Here is an 18,410-nt window from a genome sequence, read left to right as displayed (position 1 = left end):
TGCGCGGGACAAACCGGTGGTACTTGCGGGTACAGCGCTTTAACATCGCGCGGTTTCCATTTCACGCTGACCTGAGGAGTCCCGCCATGTCTGACCTGCAAGCCCGTTTCGAACAGGCCGTCGTCGAATCCAAGCAACTGACCAGCAAGCCCGACAACAACACCCTGCTGCAGATCTACTCGCTGTTCAAGCAGGGCAGCACGGGCGATGTGCAGGGCGACCGCCCCGGCATGATGGACTTCGTGGGTCGCGCCAAGTACGACGCATGGGCGGCCCTGAAGGGCAAGGGCCAGGCCGAGGCGCAGCAGGCCTACATCGACCTGATCGCCTCGCTCAAGGCCCGCCAGGGCTGATCGTCAGGCCTGGGCGCCCGACGCCTTGTCGATGATGCGGCCGAGGTTCTTCGCGACCTCGGCCTCGATCATGGGCTTGAAGGCCGCCATCATCAGGCCGAGCTTCACCACGAGCTCGAAACGCGTGCCGGTGACGGTCATCGTGCCCGTCACCCCCATGCGCTCAAAAGTCAGCACGTCCTGCTCGGCGCCTTCGGCGTGCTGGCACTCCAGCCCCATCTGCCGTGCCGCACCGTTGGCCCATTCCTTGGCCAGTTCGCGCGCCTTTTCCAGGCCCAGGGTGTGGTCGCGTTCGTAACGCACTTCGCTCATCGTGAGGGTCTCCTTCGGTGGGATGACCGGGGCAGACATCGCCCCGGCGGACACACTATACGGAGATCCGGACCCGCCACGGGCCCTCCTGCCGACGAGGTGAGCGCAGCAGCGCGGGCCCGGCAGGTAAGATTCCCGCATCGCGTCGCCTGCCGTCCAGACCATGTCCACCACCCTGCCCGACCTTGCCGACCGACTGCTGCCCGATGTGGCCCGCCACACGGCCGACATCCAGGCCTTGCGCCGGGATCTGCACGCGCACCCGGAACTGTGCTTTGAAGAAGTGCGGACCAGCGACCTGGTGGCCGACACGCTGACGGGCTGGGGTGTCGAGGTGCACCGCGGCCTGGGCAAGACTGGTGTGGTGGGTGTGATTCAGGGCCGGCCCGGCCCGCGTGCGATCGGCCTGCGCGCCGACATGGACGCGCTGCCCATGACGGAGCACAACACCTTTGCGCACGCGAGCCGCCACCCGGGCCGCATGCACGCCTGCGGCCACGACGGGCACACGGCCATGCTGCTGGCGGCCGCCCGCCATCTGGCGTCGAACCGCGACTTCGATGGCACGGTGTACCTGGTGTTCCAGCCGGCCGAAGAAGGCGGCGGTGGCGCGCGCGAGATGATCCGCGATGGGCTGTTCGAGCGCTTCCCGATGGACGCCATCTTCGGCATGCACAACTGGCCGGGTCTGCCGGCTGGCACCTTCGCCATCAAGGACGGGCCCTGCTTCGCCTCGAGCAACGACTTCACGATCCGCATCGAGGGCAAGGGCTGCCATGGCGCCATGCCGCACCTGGGAATCGACCCGGTACCGGTGGCGTGCCAGCTGGTGCAGGCCTTCCAGACCATCCTCACGCGCAACCTGAAGCCCGTGGAGACGGGCGTGATCTCGGTGACGATGATCGAAGCGGGCGAGGCGACCAACGTGATCCCCGAGGCGGTGACGATGCGGGGCACGGTGCGCACCTTCACGCACGAGGCACTCGATCTGATCGAGCAGCGCATGCGCGAGATCACGACGCAGCTGTGCGCTGCCTTCGGCACCCAGGCGGACTTTGACTTCCACCGCAACTACCCGCCCACCATCAACCATCCCCATGAGACCGCATTTGCGCGGCAGGTGATGACCGAGGTGGTCGGGCCGGAACGCGTGCAGGCCTTCGAGCCGACGATGGGTGCCGAGGACTTCAGCTTCTTCCTGCAGCACAAGCCCGGGGCGTACTTCGTCATCGGCAATGGCGACGGGGCACACCGCGAAGGCGGGCACGGGCTGGGGCCCTGCATGCTGCACAACCCGAGCTACGACTTCAACGACGCCCTGATCCCGGTGGGCGCGACGTTCTGGGTGGCGCTGGCCCGTCGCTGGCTCAATCTGGGGGTTGGCAAGCTCACCTCACCCTGATACGGTGAAGTCGCCCCTGATTCGGGGGGCGCATCAACATCACAGGGGATTCACATGACGCTTGTCTCCAAGCTGGCTCGCACCAGCCTAGCCGCGCTGGGCGTGGCCGCCGCTTTCAACGCCCATGCCGTCACGGCCGCCGACCTTCAAGGCACCTGGACCGGAACCTGGAACATCACCGACTGGTACGACGGTGAGACCAAGGTGGAAGGTGATCCGTTCAGTGCGGCCGTCACCCTGGTGGTGACCGGACTGGTCGGGGGTGCCTACGGCACGGTGAACGTGGATGTGCCGGACGCCATCGGCGAGGATTACACGGGCGTCATCACGGCGATCGGGCCGGACGCCCCGGGGAGCGCCGTTCAGATCGACATCGCCTACCCTGCGCTGTTCGATGGGACGGCCGCCCGGTTGACCGGCACCCTCACGGGTCTGACGCTCACGGGCCTGTATGAGGAACTGAACATCCCGGTCGAGAACTACGTTCACTGGGCGGGCAACATCACGTTGACCACCCCGGTGCCGGAGCCGGGCAGCGTCGCCCTCGCCGTCGCGGGCCTGGGCGCGGTGTGCTGGCGCCAGCGCCGTCGTCTGGCGGCCGCTGCCTGACGTGCCTCACTGACCGATCTTCCCCCAGGTCGATCGGCCCAGACGCCATCCATCGGCGTTTCAAGGTCGGTTTCTAGAGTGGCAGGAAGCCCCGCCTCGAAGGCGGGTTCCCTTCCTCCAGCCCCTCCAGGGACCGACTTTCATGAATCAGCAAGACCGCCGCAGTTTTCTGCGCAACATTGGCTCGGCCGTCGGCGCCAGTGCCGCCCTTGCCAGCTTTCCGCCTGCCATCCAGCGCGCCCTGGCCATCCCGGCCAACCAGCGCACGGGCACGATCCACGATGTCGAGCACATCGTGATCCTCACGCAGGAAAACCGCTCGTTCGACCACTACTTCGGCACACTGGCCGGCGTGCGCGGCTTCGGTGACCCGTTCCCGGTGCCGGTCGTCGACCGCGTGGGCACCTTTGCGCGCAAATCGGTCTTCGTGCAACCCATTGGCGGCGGCGCCCCCGTGCCCGGCCGCCCGAACTGGGGCAGCAACCGCGCCGCGATCGCCCCCTTCCACCTCAACACCGAGCAGGACTTCTCGGTGATGCGCGTGTCCGGCACGCCGCACTCGTGGACGGACGCGCAGGCCGCCTGGGACCACGGCCGCATGAACAACTGGCCCAAGGCCAAGCAGAACCACTCGCTGGGCTACTTCAAGGAAAGCGACCTGCCCTTCCAGTTCGCCCTGGCGCGCGCCTTCACGCTGTGCGACCACTATCACTGCGCGACGCAGACCGGCACCAACACCAACCGCCTCTTCCTCTGGACCGCGCACAACGACCCGCTGGCCCGCGATGGCGGCCCGTCGACCGACAACAGCCACGACTGGTTCAACCCTGACCGCTCGACCGATTACACCTGGATGACCTATGTCGAGCGTCTTCAGGACGCTGGGGTGAGCTGGCAGGTCTACCAGAACATGGCGGACAACTTCACCGACAACTCGCTGGCGGGCTTCCGCGCCTTCCGCGACGCCTGGTACATGCGGCCCGGTTACTCACAGGCCCTGCGTGAGCGCGGTGTCAGCACGCGTGACCTCGACATGCTGAAGGCCGACGTGCTGGCCAATCGCCTGCCGCAGGTGAGCTGGATCGTGGCCACCGCCGAAGGCTCGGAGCACCCGGGCCCCTCCAGCCCGGCACAGGGCGCAGACTACACCGCGCGGGTGCTGGACGCCCTGACGGCCAATCCGGAGGTCTGGAGCAAGACAGTGCTGATCGTCAACTTCGACGAGAACGACGGCTTCTTCGATCACATGCCGCCGCCGGCACCGCCTTCTTTCCTCAGCTACCACCCCGAGCCGGCCCAGGCGCGCCTGGCGGGCGCATCCACCGTGGACACCACCGGCGAGTACCACCATCACCTCAACGGCTCCGATCCGCAATACCACCATCGGCCTTACGGCTTCGGCCCGCGCGTGCCGATGTACGTCGTCTCACCGTGGAGCAAGGGCGGCTGGGTGAACTCGCAGGTGGCCGATCACAGCTCGGTGATCCGCTTCATCGAAGCCCGGTTCGGCGTGGCCGAGCCGATGATCTCGGCATGGCGACGCACGGTGAGCGGCGATCTGACCAGCTGCTTTGACTTCGCCAACCCGGAAGACAGCGCCTTCATCGAAGCCCTGCCTGCCACCGAGGCCCGCCGACTGCGCGCCCTTGCCCTGCCGAGCACCAAGACACCGGCCACGCCGACCACGCTGATCGCGCCCGAGCAGGACCGCGGCGTGCGCCCGGCCCGCGCGCTGCCCTACGACCTGCAGGCCCATGCCACGGTCAACAACCAGGGGGTGACGCTGCGCTTCGAGAACCATGGCGAAGCCGGTGCCGTCTTCCACGTCTACAACCGCCGCGCGCTGACCGAAGTGCCCCGCCGCTACACGGTCGAGCCGGGCCGTCATCTGGAAGACCGTTGGGTGGTGACCCCGGGCAACCCGTACGACCTGTGGATCCTCGGTCCGAACGGCTGGCACCGCCACGTCACCGGTGTGGTGCCGGGCACCAGCGCGGCCGTGCCGGTGCCTTCGGTGACGGTGTCCAGCGACCGCACCAACGCCGAACTGGTCGTGACCCTGCGCAACGACGGCACGGTGCCGGCCACGTTCAGCCTGCGCACGCTGCGCTACGAAGACGGTCCCGCCCAGGAGCTGACCGTGCCCGCACGTGGCACCCACACCCTGCGCCGCCCGCTGCCCGACCACTGCTGGTACGACCTCAGCGTGCGCGTGCCGCAGCTGGCGGGCTGGAGCCGCCGCTTTGCCGGCCACCTGGAAACGGGCGCACCCTCGATCAGCGACCCGGCCATGGGCGGCATCGCCATCCTCGATCAGTACACGGTCTGACGTTCACCCCATCACGAACCACCATGAAGCACTTCAAGCACCTCTTCCTGGCCAGCCTGTTGGCCACCACCTTCAGCGCACAGGCCGCGGCCACGCTGGGCAGCAACCTCATCGTCAACGGCGATGCCGAGTCCGGTACGGCCGGCTGGGAGCTGTTCGACGGCCACGACCTGTTCCAGTCGGTGTCCTATGGCAGCAACTGGGTCCTGCCGACGCAGCCGGGGCCCGCAGACCGCGGCAGCAGGATGTTCGCCGGCGTCGGCGCACAGAGCGCGGGCTATCAGCTGGTCGAACTGGGCTCGCTGTCGGGCCAGCCCCTGCACTACTCGCTGAGCGGCTGGCTGGGCGGCTGGCTGGCGCAGAACGACAACGCGCTGCTGTACGTCTCCTTCCTGGACAGCACCTCGACCGAGATCGGCCACGCCGCACTCGGCCCCATGATGCCGGCCGACCGGAACAACCAATCGGGCCTGTTCTACCGCGAAGACAATGGGCTGCTGCCCGTCGGCACGATGTCGGTGATGTTCTCGCTGTCGATGGAACGCCTGTCCGGCGGCGACAACGACGGCTATGCCGACAACCTGTCCTTCGTGCTGCAGGCCGCCCCGGTGCCCGAGCCGTCGGAACACCTGCTGGCCCTCGCCGGGCTGGGCGTGATGGGTGTGGCCAGCGTGATGCGCCGCGCGCGTCGTCAGGCCGCCTGACCTCAGCAGGCCGGCGCACACTGCACCGGACTCACACGTCACGCGAGAAGCGCACTTCCACATCACAAGGAGGTGCGTGGCATGGCGCCGATGACACCAGCACATCGGCGCCGGCCTCCGCATAGGCCACGGCGCTGTCGCCGTCCACGCCCCCGGACACGACCAGCATGGGGTGCAGGCGGCTGGTGTGCAAGGCGAGCCTGCAGGCGCGCACGGCCTCGGGGGTGAAGCGCTCGAGCTGCAACACATCGGCGCCCGAGGCGGCCAGCGCCAGCGCCTCCTCCATCGCACCGCACTCGGCCACGAGCCGCTTTTGCGGCTGCAGCTTGCGCAGGCGGCCCACGGTGTCGTCCAGGCTGTGCTCGTCGGTGAACAGCCGGTGCTCGGGACACAGCAACAGCGACTCCGACAGCCCCAGCCGGTGCATGATGCCGCCGCCGGCCTGCACCGCCTTGGCCATCCACGCCCGTGTCCCCGGAAAGGCGGGGCCCGCGCAGGCCAGCGCCTGACCGCAACCCGCCGCCCGCAACACGGTCACGATGCGGCCCACTTCACTGGCCACACCGCTGCTGCAGGCCACCAGTGCCTGCGCCACCTTCCACGCGAGCAGCACGGCGGGCGCCGGCCCGTGGGCCGCGAGCAACTCGGTGCCCGCCAAGACGTGGCGCCCCGTCGGGGTCAGCACATGCGCTTCGGCCCCGCACAACTGGAACAGCCGGACGGCCTCCTCGCTGCCACACACCGTCATCGGCTGGCGCGCCGCGAACACCACCCGGCCCGTCAGCCCCTGCAGACCAAGGCTGTCGGTGGTGAGGTCCCCATAGGGGGCGTCTTCAAGCAGCAGCGCCTGCAGCGCAGCGTCGTGGAGCACGGCGGGCATGGTCCCTCCTGATGGCGAAGCGTCGCCTGCATGGTCGCACCGAGGCAGACACCCTTTCTTGCGCTGGGCCAATCCGCGTCCTGGATGCCCGCCGTGCCCATCGGGCCGCGTCCGCGAGAAATCTGCACGGAACGACCGGCATGCCAACGTGATGTTACTGATTGTTACCTTAGGCTATGGCCATCTCTCCAGGCTCCCTTCCGCCGGACGGCCCTCCCGGACCGCGCCAGGCACGCTCCATGCACACCAGCTCCCTCCTCCGGTTTGCCGAGAAAGGCAACTTCTCCCAGATGCGCGCCTTTGCCGGCGACGTGCTCTACACCGAGGGCATGCCCGGCACGCACATGTACGTGATCAAGGAGGGCGAGGTCGACATCTACATGGTGCGCGAGGAAAAGCGCGTGGTCGTCGAGACGCTGAGCCGGGGTCAGTGCTTCGGCCTGACACCGCACCTTCCCAAGGGGCGGCGCATCAACAACGCCGCCGCACGCACCTACTGCGAGCTTTATCTGGTCGACAACCAGTCGGTCGAGCCCCATGTGCAGGCCACCCCCGAGCTGGCCCGCAGCGTGCTGCACACCCTGTCCGACCGCCTCTCGGCCGCGCACGAGCTGATCGCCACACGCGTCAACTACCAGCCCGACATCCTGATCTATGCGCAACTGCTCTACCTGCTGGGCATCGCAGACGTCGGCAAGCAGGCGGTCGTGAAGGCAGAGGCCGCCGGCAAGCAGGCGCTCGCCAGCCCGTTGCTGCAGGACGTCGTGATGAATGCGCGCATCATGTTTGCCCACTCGGACAAGCACATCCGCACCTGCCTGGCCAAGCTGCTGAACCTCCACCTCATCCGCATCGAAGACGAAAAGGGCACGGGCAAGCGGGTGCTGTTCTCCCCGCGTGACATCGTCAGCCAGGCGCGCAAGGTGACGGACAGCACCGCGAACGACGCCGACAAGCTGAGCTACGAGTACATCAGCGTGGACGAGTTTGCCGCGATGGTCGATGTGGAACGCCCGGTGCTGCTGCGCAAGCTCGCGGGCGGCGACTTCTCCGACGATGTCTTTACCTTCCGCAAGACCGAGATCATGCGGCTGCTCGACGAGAAGGGCCGCCGCTTCTTTGCCGAGCGCAAGATCAAGACGCCGGACGAGTTCACCGACATCCTCGACATCGAGTTCGCCGATCAGAAGACCGTCTTTGCCGTGGTGTCGAAGGTCGACACCTTCCAGCTGGCCAAGCTGCTCTCATCGATCAGCGAAGAAGCGGTCAAGCAGAAGATCGTCGCCTCGCTGTCGCGCAGCAAGCGGGAGGAGATCGAGAGCGACCTGAAGGACATGAAGCCGGCCGATCCGATCGAAGTGCAGCAGATCGGTGGCGCCATCATCAAGGCCGTGAAGGAACTGATGACGAAGGGCGCCTGAGCGCACACCCCAGGCGCAAGCCCAGCACCACCAGCAAGAGCGCGAACGGCAGGGCATAGACCGCATCGAGCGGCACCCGTTTGCCATAAGCCACGGCAAAGCTGAGCCACAGGTAGTGGCCGCCCCAGGTGTGCAGACGTCGCCACGCGGGGGCCCCCATGCGTGCGGCCACCCGATCGCTGGAGGTCAGGCCCATCGCCCACAGCACGGCATAAGCCAACGTGCCGGTGACCAGGGTGGCGGCCGGAACCAGGCTGGCAAACAGGGCTGGATCCAGCAGGCGCAGCATCCCGATGAACACGAGGTGCACCGTGTGCGAGGCCACGAACAGCAACCCCCATTGACGACGATGCCGTCGAATCCAGGCCGAGAGCCGCGTCGGTCGGACTTGCCAGAGCGCACTGGCCCCATACGCCAGACAGAAGCACACCAGCGACAGGCGCGCGGTGGCACGGATGGCCGAACGGACGTTGTCGACGGTGATCCCGCTGCCCAGCAGCACCATGCACATCAGGACCAGAACCGCAACGCCGGGCCACCAGGGACCGAAGCGGGCAAGGGGTACGGCGGGCAAGGCAGAAGGGGACATGGCAGGGCTCCTGGGTGGACACGAGATCCGTCAACCGGACATGAGGGGCGATGCTAGGCAGACGTCTTCATGCAGGCCAGCCAAAATGCGCAGTGCTTACATTGCCTTTGCCCCACCATGCCTCGCGCTCACACCGTCCCGCCGCGTCCGTATCACCACGGCAACCTGCGCCAGGCGCTGATCGAAGCGACGCTCGCACTGGCAGAGGAAACCGGCATCGAGCAGGTCAGCCTGCGCGAGGTGGCCAAACGGGTGGGCGTGTCCTCGGGCGCGCCTTTCCGGCACTTTGCGGACAAGCGCGCGCTGATGACGGCCATCGCCGAGGAGGCCACCCGCCAGTTGCGCCTGATGGTGGAGCGTGACCAGCACGCCTGCAGCGGCACGGCCGCCGACCGGCTGAAAGCCCTGGGTCACAGCTTCCTGGCCTGGGCCACCGGGCACCCCACGCAATTCCGCCTGGTGTCCAACCGCGCCCTGTTCGATTTCGCAGCCTCGCCCAGCCTGGCCGGGCACTTCGCCGTGGTGCGTGAACTCACGGTGCAGTTGGTCGAACAGGCACAGCGGGAAGGCGCCCTGCCGGCCTCGCAGCAGGCCGCCGAACTGGCGCTGGCCTTGCGCGGCAGCGCCTATGGCCTGGCCCGCATGGCGGTGGACGGGCAGTTACCGCAATGGAACGTGGCGTCCTCCGATCAGGCTGCGGTGCTGCGACGAAGCCTCGACCTCATCGTGGACGCCATGACGCGGGCTACGCCATCAACGCCGCGCCCTTGACCTGCGCAAACACGGGTGTGCCCTCCTGCAAGCCCAGGTGCACGCAGGAACGCCGCGTGATCCGCGCCAGCAGATGGGCCGTGCCGCCTTCAAGCGCCAGGCGCAGCGTGACGGTGTCCGGCCCGCCCTCCCGCAGCGACACGATGCGCGCCGGCAGGATGTTGACAATGCTGCTGTCGGGCGCACGGCTGAGCGCCACGCTCACATCCCGCGCCAGCACCCGCACGCGCACCCGCTCGCCCGGGGCCTGCACGCACAGGCCTACCCACAAGGGATGTCCGCCCACCCGAAGCTGGCTCTGCCCAAAATCGGGCGCATGCGCCACCACTTTGGCTTCCAGCACCGCCGCCGCCTCGTCCAACTGGCTCACCGACAGATCCAGCCGCGACAGGGTGTCGATGGCCGGGCCTTCGGCGACCACGCGGCCGGCCTGCATCAGCACCAGGTGATCGGCCAGCCGGGCCGCCTCGTCCAGGGCATGGGTCACGTAGACCATGGGGATGCGGGCCTCGCGGTTGAGGCGTTCAAGGTAAGGGAGGATCTCGGACTTGCGCGGGGCGTCCAGCGCCGACAGCGGCTCGTCCATCAGCAGCAGGCGGGGGCTGGTCAGCAGGGCCCGCGCAATGGCCACACGCTGGCGCTCGCCGCCCGACAGCGCCGCCGGCCGGCGCGCCATCAGGTGACCGATGCCGAGCAGCGCCACGGCCTCATCCAGCGTGATGCGCTGCAGGGCGGCCGGCACACGCTTGCGGCCGTAGTCGAGGTTGCCCTGCACGCTGAGATGCGGGAACAGGCTCGCCTCCTGGAAGACGTAGCCGATGGCCCGCCGGTGCGTGGGCACCACGGTGCGACCATCCTGCCAGACCTCCCCTGCGAACACCACGCGGCCCTCGGCCCGCTCCAGGCCGGCCAGGGCGCGCAACACCGTCGTCTTGCCGCAGCCCGAGGGGCCGAACAGCACGCTCACGCCCTGCGCCGGCAGGCGCAGACGCACGTCGAGGTCGAACCCGGGAAAGGCCACACGCAGATCCGCCTGCAGCGTGCGGTCGGCATCCGGCCCATCGTCACGCACGGCGAGCCCCTCCGCCCAGCAGGCTGCGCCCGGACACCAGGTAAAGCAGCCACATCACGGCAAAGCCGAACAGCACCATGCCGCCTGCCAGCACATGGGCCTGCTGCAACGCGTTGGCTTCGACATGGCCGTACAGCGCGATCGACAGCACGCGCGTGGCGCCGGGAATGTTGCCGCCGATCATCAGCACAACGCCGAACTCGCCCACCGTGTGCGCAAAGCCCAGCACCGCGGCCGTGAGGAAGCCGGGGCGCGCCAGCGGCAACGCCACGCTCAGGAAGCGATCCCACGGCCCGGCGCGCAGCGTGGCGGCCACTTCCAGCGGGCGCCGGCCCATGGCCTCGAACGCCTGATGCAGGGGCTGCACCACGAAGGGCAGCGAGTGCAGCACCGAGGCCACCACCAGCCCCGGGAAGGTGAAGGGCAGTAGCGCCCAGCCCATGGCCTGCATCGCCTGCCCCACCGGGCCATTGGGGCCCAGCAGCAACAGCAGGTAGAAGCCGAGCACCGTGGGTGGCAGCACCAGCGGCAGCGCCACCACCGCAGCCACGGGCCCCTTGAGCAGCGAACGCGTGTGCGCCAGCCACCAGGCGATCGGCGTGCCGATGACGAGCAGCACCAGCGTGGTGAGGCCGGCCAGCTCGGCCGTCAGCACCAGCGCCTGAACGTCGTCGTGCGACAGCACGCTCATGCCGACGCGGGCGTGGCCATCACCCGGCGGGCGACTCGGCGCAGCGCTTCGCCAGGTGCGCCAGGGCTTCTTCCACCTGGTCGACCAGCACCAGGCACAGGTCGCCCGGTTGCAGGCGGGCCAGCGCCGTGTCGATGGCCAGGAACTCACCCCGGATCTCTTCGACGTGTTGTGCCCGCGCCGCCTGGCTCAGGCCGGCACGCAAGAGCGCCAGCACCTCGCCGTCTTCACGGCCGCGCTGGCAGGCATCCTGGAACAGGATGAAGTCATCGAAGGCCCCGCCCAGGATGGCCGTCTGATCCCGAATGTCCTCGTCACGGCGGTCACCCGCGCCACTGATGACGACCGAGCGCCGCTTGGCCGGCATCGCATTGACGGCGTCCACCAGCGCCTTCATGGCGTCCGGGTTGTGGCCGTAGTCGGCGATCACGGTGGCGCCACGGTAGTCCATCACATTGAAGCGGCCCGGCGCGTTGTCCGAGTCGTTCACGAAGCTGGCCAGACCGGCACGGATCACTTCCCAGTCCAGGCCAGCGCTCCAGGCCGCGCCCACCGAGGCCATCACGTTCTCGATCTGGAAGCCGATGGTGCCGTTGCGGGTCAGCGGGATGTCGCGCAGCGGCAGGGTCTCGCGCCAGCTGCCTTCCGAGGCCACCAGCGCCCCCCCGTCGACGAACACTGTGCGCTTGCCCTGCGCGCGGTGCGCAGCCAGAACGGGATTGTGCGGGTCGAGCGCGAAATAGATGATGCCGCCCGGGCACTTGGGCGCCATGGCCACCACGATGGGGTCGGCGGCATTGAGGACCGCATAACCCTCGGGCGCCACGTTCATCACGATGACGCGCTTGAGCACCGCCAGGTCTTCCACCGTGGTGATGTAGTTCAGGCCCAGGTGGTCGCCCGCACCGATGTTGGTGACCACGGCCGTGCCGCAGCGGTCGAAGCCCAGGCCCTCGCGCAGGATGCCGCCACGCGCCGTCTCGAACACCGCCGCGTCCACGTCAGGGTGCATCAGCACGTTGCGCGCGCTCTTGGGGCCCGAGCAGTCGCCGCTGTCGATCTGACGGCCATTCACGTACACACCGTCGGTGTTCGTCATGCCCACGCGCAGCCCGCTGGTGGCCAGCAGGTGAGCGGTCAGGCGTGCCGTCGTGGTCTTGCCGTTGGTGCCCGTCACGGCCACGATGGGAATGCGGCCATCGTCACCCGACTTGTAGAGGTTGGCCACCACGGCCTCGCCCACGTTGCGGCCCTTGCCGTACGACGGCGACAGGTGCATGCGCAGGCCCGGTGCGGCGTTCACTTCCACGATGCCGCCGTTCTGGGCTTCCAGCGGCCGGTGCACGCTCTCGGCCAGCACGTCCACGCCGCAGATCTCCAGCCCGATGCACTGCGCCGCTGCAATGGCGCGGGCGGCCACTTCGGGGTGCACGTCGTCCGTCACGTCGGTGGCGGTGCCACCGGTCGACAGGTTGGCGTTGTTGCGCATGATGACGCGACGGCCCTGCTCCGGCACATCGTCGGGGCTCAGCCCCTGCACCTGCAGGCGGGCAATGGCGATCTCGTCGATGCGGATCTTGGTCAGCGAGGTGGCATGGCCATCACCCCGGCGCGGGTCTTCGTTGACCTTGGCCACCAGCTCGCGCACGGTGTGCACGCCGTCGCCAATCACATGGGGCGGATCACGGCGGGCCGCAGCCACCAGGCGATCGCCCACCACCAGCAGGCGGAAGTCGTTGCCCGGCAGGTAGCTCTCGACCATGACCTCGCCGTATTCGGCGGCCACCTTGTACGCGATCTCCAGGTGCGCGGTGCTGACGATGTTGACCGTCACGCCCTTGCCCTGGTTGCCGTCGCGCGGCTTGACCACCACCGGCCAGCCGATCTCTTCGGCCACCTTGCACGCATCTTCAAAGTCGACCACCGGACGCCCCGTGGGCACCGGCACACCGGCCGCGGCCAGCAGGCGCTTGGTCAGGTCCTTGTCCTGCGCAATCGACTCGGAGACGGCGCTCGTGTTGTCGACCTCGGCCGCCCAGATGCGGCGTTGCTTGCTGCCCCAGCCGAACTGCACCAGACTGCCCTGGGTCAGGCGGCGATAGGGGATGCCACGGGCCACGGCCGCATCGACGATGGAGCCGGTGCTGGGGCCGAGGCGCACGTCTTCATCCAGCTCGCGCAGTTCGGCGAGCGCCGCGTCCACGTCGAACGTGCCGTCCTTCAGCGCCGCATCGACCAGCCCGATCGCATGGTCGAAGGCCTTCTTGCCCACGACCTCTTCGCTGTACTCGACGATCACCTGGTAGATGCCTTCTTCCACCGTCTCGGCCGTGCGGCTGAAGGTGACGGGACAGCCGGCCTGGGCCTGAAGGGCCAGGGCCACGGTCTCGAGCACATGAGCCAGGCCGATGTGGCCAGGACGGCCGTCCGGACGCAGCGGACCCATGCTCGGGAAGCGCTTGCGCAGCCGGGCTTCAAAGCCCTGGAGTTGATCGATGTTGCGCTCTGCGGGTTCACACGCCACCACCGCCTCGATGGCGGTATGACGACTCCAGAGGTTGGGGCCACGCAGGGCCCGGATGCGGGACACGTCCATGAGGGGTCTCTCGTTAGCGCGAAGGCCTGCGTTTTTTTATTGTTTGGGGGTCGGGTCGAAGGTCTCGATCCCGGCGCTGATCAGTTCGGGCGAAATACCCAGAGCCCAGGCGGCCGACACGGCAGCCAGCAGCCAGCTCACGCCGACACCCGACTCACCCGCGGCCACCAAGCGGCGGGCCGCTGCGCTGTCCAGGTCGGCACAACGCACGGCCATCTGGCCATTGTGAGCGAGCACCAGATGGTGGCCCTCGACGGCCACCGTGCGGCCCCCCTTGGCGCGGTGCGCGGCCAGCACCGGGCTGGCATGGTCCACGTCGTAGAGGATGACTTCGCCATCGCACAACTCGGCCATCTCGACCAGCTGCGGGTGGGCCGCGTTCAACACGCCGACGCCCTCGGACAGCACCACGTCGATCTGCGTGCGCAGCACCTTGAACATCTGTTCGGGCTCGCGGATGTCGTGCTCCGCCAGGGCCGGTGCCACGGGCGGCTCGGCACCCAACAGGTCTGTCACCACGCCCACCGTGCAGCGGTCGTAGGCCAGGCCGTCGTTCAGGATGCTGGCGGCGCCGTTTTCCAGCACCACGGCGTTGACTTCGCGGTTCATCAGCAGGCGTTGACCGGCTGCAAAGTTAGCGCGGTCCTTGCCCTCCACGCGGCGGGTACCCAGAAAGAGGCCGTCGCGACACGCCAGACCCACATGGCGCCCACCCAGGTGCAGCAGCCACGCGATCAGGCGAGCAATGTGGCTGGTGCCCACCGAGCCGGCCACGCCGACGATGGGCACGCGGCCGGTTTCCGTCTCGTCGAACAGGTGGTCGGCAATCGCCTTGCCCACCGGGCGCGGCAGGCCTTCGGCCGGCTTGAGGTGCATCAGCAGGCCGGGGCCGGCGTTCACCTCCACGATGGCGCCACGCTGCGGCGCCAGCGGCTTCGAGATGTCCTGCACCACCAGGTCGATGCCGGCAATGTCCAGGCCCACGGCGCGCGCGGCCAGGCCGCACTGGTAGGCCACATCGGGGTGCACGTCGTCGGTGCAGTCGATGGCCACGTTGCCGTTGCGCTGCACCAGCACGCGGTGCCCTTCTGCGGGCACCGATTCACCGTTCAGCCCCTGACGCTCCAGCAGAAGACGCATGGTGGGTTCGCGCTCCAGCACGATGGTCTCGAGCGGGAACTCCTCGGCCTCGCCGCGGCGCGGGTCGCTGTTGAGCTGGTCGTCGATCAGCTTGGTGACCTTGTCGCGGCCGTTGCCGACGATCCAGAGGCTCTCCCCCCGGGCTGCGGCCACCAGCTTGCCTCCCACGACCAGCACACGGTGCTCGTCCCCGGGAATGAAACGCTCGACGATCACGTCGCTGCCCTCGGCCTCGGCCACCTTGTAGGCGGCCTCGATGTCGGCGCGCTCGGTCAACTCCAGCGACACGCCCCGGCCATGGTTGCCGTCCAGCGGCTTGACCACCACCGGCACGCCGATGTCTTCCGCGGCGTCCCAGGCCGCCTCGGGGCTGTCGACCACCTCGCCTTCCGGCACGGGCACGCCGCAGGCCTTCAGCAGGGTCTTGGTCAGATCCTTGTTGCCGGCGATGCCTTCGGCGATCGCGCTGGTCTTGTCGGTCTCGGCCGTCCAGATGCGGCGCTGTGCCGCACCGTAGCCCAGTTGCACCAGGTTGCCCTCGTTGAGCCGGATGTGCGGGATGCCGCGGTCGGTGGCCGCGTTCACGATGGCCGCGGTCGACGGGCCGAGGTAGCAATCGTCGATCTGCTCGCGCACCAGCTCGACGGCGGCCTTCACATCGAAGGGCTCGTCGTGGATGGCCGCCATGATCAGCGCATGGCCCTGCTGCAGGGCCACCCGGGCCACCTGCTCGTCACGGGCGCGGAACACCATGCGGTAGACACCGCGCTGGCTGGTCGAACGTGTCTGACCGAAGCCCGTGGCCATGCCGGCCAGGTTCAGCAGCTCGATGACGATGTGCTCGAGCACATGACCACACCAGGTGCCCTCCTGCAGCCGCTGCAGGAAGCCGCCGCGCTCGCCCACCCCGCAGTGGTGCTCGATCAGCGCCGGCAGCCAGGCCGTCAGACGTTCGTTGAAGCCGGGCAGCTTGTTCGAGGGGAAATCTTCCAGTTCGCCCAGATCCAGCCAGACCTCGAGCACCGAGCGGTACGTCCAGATGTTGGGGCCGCGCAGGTAATTGATGCGCAGGAGCTTGATGTCGTTCTTCTTGGTCATGGGGCGACGAGGGTCACAGGCGGGGCGTTGACGGGCAGAAAGACGGGCGGATCGACATGGCGCGGGCTGCTTCGGTCAAAATGCGACACCTCGCACAAGGGGCCGAAGCCTGGCCCCCGCGTCGGGCCCACAGATCAACATGCACCATCACCATCCTGCTGACGACGCCCAGGGGCGTCAGGCTGTTACAGATCTTGCCAGCACGGACTGGCCGCTGGCTCCCGGAGAAAACGTTTTATGTCGCCTTGAGGTTGACCTGAACGCGCAACTCCGTTTCCAGACGTCGCCCATTATCCTGACTGACCAGCGTCTCGGCACGCGCGAGGGGGCCTCGGCAACCTGGGAAATGTGGCCTCTGACCCCGGATCTGGCGCTTCAGCACCACGATCACGCGGGCGTCGGCACCCTCGAGTTGATCAACGCCCAGGGGCGACTGGCCCTGTGGCACTTCACGCTGGAGCACCAGGTTCAGGTTGTCCGGCTGATCGAACAGTTCGAACGGCGCCAGGCCGCCCTGCACACCGGCGAACTGGCGTCGGACGAGGACAAGGCCCAGTGCCCGAGCTGCAAGGCCCCGCTGCCCCCGGACAGCGACGAGTGCCCGGTGTGTCACCGCGAACTGCAAACGCCGCCCTCGACGTGGGTGCTGCTGCGCCTGTGGCGCTTCGCGCGGCCCTATCAGGGCAAGCTGCTGGCCGGCTTTCTGCTGACGCTGGCCTCCACCGCCGCCACGCTGGTGCCGCCTTATCTGACCATGCCGCTGATGGACGAGGTGCTCATCCCCTTCCAGAACGGCCAGGCCATCGACCGCGACCTGGTGACGCTGCTGCTGAGCGGGCTGCTGGCTTCGGCACTGGTGGCCTGGGCGCTGGGCTGGGCCCGCACCTACCTGCTCGCACTGGTGTCCGAGCGCATTGGTGCCGACCTGCGCACCACCACCTACGAACACCTGCTGCGCCTGTCGCTCGACTACTTCGGCAGCAAGCGCACCGGCGACCTCATGACCCGCGTGGGCTCGGAAACCGACCGCATCAACGTCTTCCTGTCGCTGCACGCGCTCGATTTCGCCACCGACGTGCTGATGATCGCGATGACGGCCGCCATCCTGGTGTCCATCAATCCGTGGCTCGCCCTGGTCACGCTGGTGCCGCTGCCCTTCATCGCGTGGCTGATTCACCTGGTGCGCGATCGCCTGCGCACGGGCTTCGAGAAGATCGACCGCGTGTGGGGCGAGGTCACCAACGTGCTGGCCGACACCATCCCGGGCATCCGCGTGGTGAAGGCGTTTGCGCAGGAGCAGCGCGAGGCCAACCGCTTCCGCGCGGCCAACCAGTACAACCTGCAGGTCAACGACAAGCTCAACAAGACCTGGTCGCTGTTCTCGCCCACGGTGTCGCTGCTGACCGAAATCGGCCTGCTGGTGGTGTGGGCCTTCGGCATCTGGCTGGTGTCGGAAAGCGACATCACGGTCGGTGTGCTGACCGCCTTCATCGCCTACATCGGCCGCTTCTACGGCCGGCTCGATTCCATGAGCCGCATCGTGTCCGTCACGCAGAAGGCCGCCGCCGGCGCCAAGCGCATCTTCGACATCCTCGACCACGTCTCGAATGTGCCTGAACCGGCCAACCCGGTGAAGCTGCCTGCGCTGCAGGGCCGCATCACCATGGAGGACATCGCCTTCCGCTACGGCAGCCGCTCGGTGATCCGCAACCTCAGCCTCGACATCCAGCCCGGCGAGATGATCGGCCTGGTCGGCCATTCCGGCTCGGGCAAGAGCACGCTGGTCAACCTGATCTGCCGCTTCTATGACATCAGCGATGGCGCGATCAAGGTCGATGGCGTCGACATCCGCCGCATAGCGGTGGCCGACTACCGGCGCCACATCGGCCTGGTGCTGCAGGAGCCCTTCCTGTTCTTCGGCACCATCGCCGAGAACATCGCCTACGGCAAACCCGACGCCACGCGCGACGAGATCATTGCCGCGGCCCGTGCAGCGCACGCGCACGAGTTCATCCTGCGCCTGCCGCAGGGCTACGACTCGCTGGTGGGCGAACGCGGCCAGGGCCTGTCGGGCGGCGAGCGACAGCGCATCAGCATCGCACGCGCGCTGCTGATCGACCCGAAGATCCTGATCCTCGATGAGGCCACGTCGGCCGTGGACACCGAGACCGAGAAGGAAATCCAGCGCGCGCTGGACAACCTGGTCAAGGGTCGCACGACGATTGCGATTGCGCACCGCCTGTCGACGCTTCGCAAGGCCGATCGCCTGGTGGTGATGGACCGCGGCCAGGTGGTGGAAGTCGGCCCGCACGACGAGCTGATGGCCCGCCAGGGGGCCTACTGGCGCCTGTACGAGGCGCAGGCACGCAAGGCCGAGCAGGACGCCCTGCTGGATGCCGAGCCGCCCTCACCCAACGCCGACACCGCGGCCTGAACCTTGCAC

Annotated in this window: 15 protein-coding genes; 8 read left to right on the top strand and 7 right to left on the bottom strand. The window is 68.1% G+C overall.

Annotation, left to right across the window (positions count from 1 at the left end):
- The first annotated feature begins 86 nt into the window (after positions 1-86).
- Positions 87-353: an acyl-CoA-binding protein gene (locus DEH84_RS05220; RefSeq protein ID WP_109035399.1), complete on the top strand. Its 267-nt coding sequence runs from the start codon at positions 87-89 to the stop codon at positions 351-353.
- 3 nt (positions 354-356) lie between these two features.
- Here the strand turns inward: DEH84_RS05220 and DEH84_RS19075 are convergent, their stop codons facing one another.
- Positions 357-665: a polyhydroxyalkanoic acid system family protein gene (locus DEH84_RS19075; protein WP_159098871.1), complete on the bottom strand. Its 309-nt coding sequence runs from the start codon at positions 663-665 to the stop codon at positions 357-359.
- Between the two features lie 163 nt (positions 666-828).
- Between DEH84_RS19075 and DEH84_RS05210 the strand changes: the two genes are divergently transcribed.
- The 4 genes from DEH84_RS05210 to DEH84_RS05195 all read left to right on the top strand — a co-directional run bounded on the left by DEH84_RS05210 (position 829) and on the right by DEH84_RS05195 (position 5,709).
- On the top strand, positions 829-2,067 hold the full coding sequence (locus tag DEH84_RS05210) for a M20 aminoacylase family protein (RefSeq protein ID WP_109035395.1): 1,239 nt from the start codon (positions 829-831) through the stop codon (positions 2,065-2,067).
- A 54-nt stretch (positions 2,068-2,121) separates the two neighbouring features.
- Positions 2,122-2,676: a PEP-CTERM sorting domain-containing protein gene (locus DEH84_RS05205; RefSeq protein WP_109035393.1), complete on the top strand. Its 555-nt coding sequence runs from the start codon at positions 2,122-2,124 to the stop codon at positions 2,674-2,676.
- Between the two features lie 142 nt (positions 2,677-2,818).
- On the top strand, positions 2,819-5,005 hold the full coding sequence (locus tag DEH84_RS05200) for a phosphocholine-specific phospholipase C (RefSeq protein ID WP_109035391.1): 2,187 nt from the start codon (positions 2,819-2,821) through the stop codon (positions 5,003-5,005).
- A 23-nt stretch (positions 5,006-5,028) separates the two neighbouring features.
- Positions 5,029-5,709, top strand: coding sequence for a PEP-CTERM sorting domain-containing protein (locus DEH84_RS05195; protein ID WP_245932690.1), 681 nt, complete (start codon positions 5,029-5,031; stop codon positions 5,707-5,709).
- A gap of 31 nt (positions 5,710-5,740) precedes the next feature.
- Here the strand turns inward: DEH84_RS05195 and modD are convergent, their stop codons facing one another.
- Positions 5,741-6,589: a ModD protein gene (modD, locus tag DEH84_RS05190; RefSeq protein ID WP_109035389.1), complete on the bottom strand. Its 849-nt coding sequence runs from the start codon at positions 6,587-6,589 to the stop codon at positions 5,741-5,743.
- 239 nt (positions 6,590-6,828) lie between these two features.
- On the opposite strand from modD, the gene DEH84_RS05185 reads away from it, so the two are divergent.
- Positions 6,829-8,010 (top strand): cyclic nucleotide-binding domain-containing protein, encoded by a 1,182-nt coding sequence (locus DEH84_RS05185; RefSeq protein WP_159098870.1) that lies wholly within the window; start codon positions 6,829-6,831, stop codon positions 8,008-8,010.
- Here the strand turns inward: DEH84_RS05185 and DEH84_RS05180 are convergent.
- Positions 7,973-8,599, bottom strand: coding sequence for a hypothetical protein (locus tag DEH84_RS05180; protein ID WP_109035385.1), 627 nt, complete (start codon positions 8,597-8,599; stop codon positions 7,973-7,975). The two genes, DEH84_RS05185 and DEH84_RS05180, sit on opposite strands and share 38 nt — an antisense overlap.
- A 117-nt stretch (positions 8,600-8,716) precedes the next feature.
- On the opposite strand from DEH84_RS05180, the gene DEH84_RS05175 reads away from it, so the two are divergent.
- On the top strand, positions 8,717-9,370 hold the full coding sequence (locus tag DEH84_RS05175) for a TetR/AcrR family transcriptional regulator (protein ID WP_159098869.1): 654 nt from the start codon (positions 8,717-8,719) through the stop codon (positions 9,368-9,370).
- Here the strand turns inward: DEH84_RS05175 and modC are convergent.
- Genes modC through DEH84_RS05155 form a run of 4 tightly spaced genes read right to left on the bottom strand, consistent with a single transcriptional unit; the run spans position 9,345 to position 15,967 of the window.
- Positions 9,345-10,442 carry a molybdenum ABC transporter ATP-binding protein gene (gene modC, locus DEH84_RS05170; RefSeq protein WP_109035381.1) on the bottom strand — a complete coding sequence of 366 codons (1,098 nt, stop codon included), beginning with the start codon at positions 10,440-10,442 and terminating at the stop codon, positions 9,345-9,347. The genes DEH84_RS05175 and modC overlap by 26 nt on opposite strands.
- Positions 10,435-11,133 carry a molybdate ABC transporter permease subunit gene (gene modB, locus DEH84_RS05165; protein WP_109035379.1) on the bottom strand — a complete coding sequence of 233 codons (699 nt, stop codon included), beginning with the start codon at positions 11,131-11,133 and terminating at the stop codon, positions 10,435-10,437. Before modB ends, modC begins: the two co-directional genes overlap by 8 nt.
- A gap of 19 nt (positions 11,134-11,152) precedes the next feature.
- On the bottom strand, positions 11,153-13,729 hold the full coding sequence (gene cphA / locus DEH84_RS05160) for a cyanophycin synthetase (RefSeq protein ID WP_109035377.1): 2,577 nt from the start codon (positions 13,727-13,729) through the stop codon (positions 11,153-11,155).
- Between the two features lie 36 nt (positions 13,730-13,765).
- The gene (locus DEH84_RS05155) at positions 13,766-15,967 is read right to left on the bottom strand and encodes a cyanophycin synthetase (RefSeq protein ID WP_109035376.1); all 2,202 of its coding nucleotides are present in this window, start codon (positions 15,965-15,967) and stop codon (positions 13,766-13,768) included.
- Positions 15,968-16,106: 139 nt separating this feature from the next.
- Here DEH84_RS05155 and DEH84_RS05150 point away from each other — a divergent pair, with 139 nt between their 5' ends.
- Positions 16,107-18,401 (top strand): cyanophycin metabolism-associated ABC transporter, encoded by a 2,295-nt coding sequence (locus DEH84_RS05150; RefSeq protein ID WP_109035374.1) that lies wholly within the window; start codon positions 16,107-16,109, stop codon positions 18,399-18,401.
- Positions 18,402-18,410: the final 9 nt, after the last annotated feature.

The organism is Aquabacterium olei (assembly GCF_003100395.1).
Taxonomy (GTDB): Bacteria; Pseudomonadota; Gammaproteobacteria; order Burkholderiales; family Burkholderiaceae_C; genus Aquabacterium; species Aquabacterium olei.
Note: the sequence above shows the minus strand (reverse complement) of the source record. Positions and strands in the feature narration are given on the sequence as shown.

Coding starts and splice junctions, on each gene's coding strand:
- DEH84_RS05220 (WP_109035399.1), top strand. CDS start 87: ATGTCTGACCTGCAAGCCCGTTTCGAACAGGCCGTCGTCGAATCCAAG.
- DEH84_RS19075 (WP_159098871.1), bottom strand. CDS start 665: ATGAGCGAAGTGCGTTACGAACGCGACCACACCCTGGGCCTGGAAAAG.
- DEH84_RS05210 (WP_109035395.1), top strand. CDS start 829: ATGTCCACCACCCTGCCCGACCTTGCCGACCGACTGCTGCCCGATGTG.
- DEH84_RS05205 (WP_109035393.1), top strand. CDS start 2,122: ATGACGCTTGTCTCCAAGCTGGCTCGCACCAGCCTAGCCGCGCTGGGC.
- DEH84_RS05200 (WP_109035391.1), top strand. CDS start 2,819: ATGAATCAGCAAGACCGCCGCAGTTTTCTGCGCAACATTGGCTCGGCC.
- DEH84_RS05195 (WP_245932690.1), top strand. CDS start 5,029: ATGAAGCACTTCAAGCACCTCTTCCTGGCCAGCCTGTTGGCCACCACC.
- modD (WP_109035389.1), bottom strand. CDS start 6,589: ATGCCCGCCGTGCTCCACGACGCTGCGCTGCAGGCGCTGCTGCTTGAA.
- DEH84_RS05185 (WP_159098870.1), top strand. CDS start 6,829: ATGCACACCAGCTCCCTCCTCCGGTTTGCCGAGAAAGGCAACTTCTCC.
- DEH84_RS05180 (WP_109035385.1), bottom strand. CDS start 8,599: ATGTCCCCTTCTGCCTTGCCCGCCGTACCCCTTGCCCGCTTCGGTCCC.
- DEH84_RS05175 (WP_159098869.1), top strand. CDS start 8,717: ATGCCTCGCGCTCACACCGTCCCGCCGCGTCCGTATCACCACGGCAAC.
- modB (WP_109035379.1), bottom strand. CDS start 11,133: ATGAGCGTGCTGTCGCACGACGACGTTCAGGCGCTGGTGCTGACGGCC.
- cphA (WP_109035377.1), bottom strand. CDS start 13,729: ATGGACGTGTCCCGCATCCGGGCCCTGCGTGGCCCCAACCTCTGGAGT.
- DEH84_RS05155 (WP_109035376.1), bottom strand. CDS start 15,967: ATGACCAAGAAGAACGACATCAAGCTCCTGCGCATCAATTACCTGCGC.
- DEH84_RS05150 (WP_109035374.1), top strand. CDS start 16,107: ATGCACCATCACCATCCTGCTGACGACGCCCAGGGGCGTCAGGCTGTT.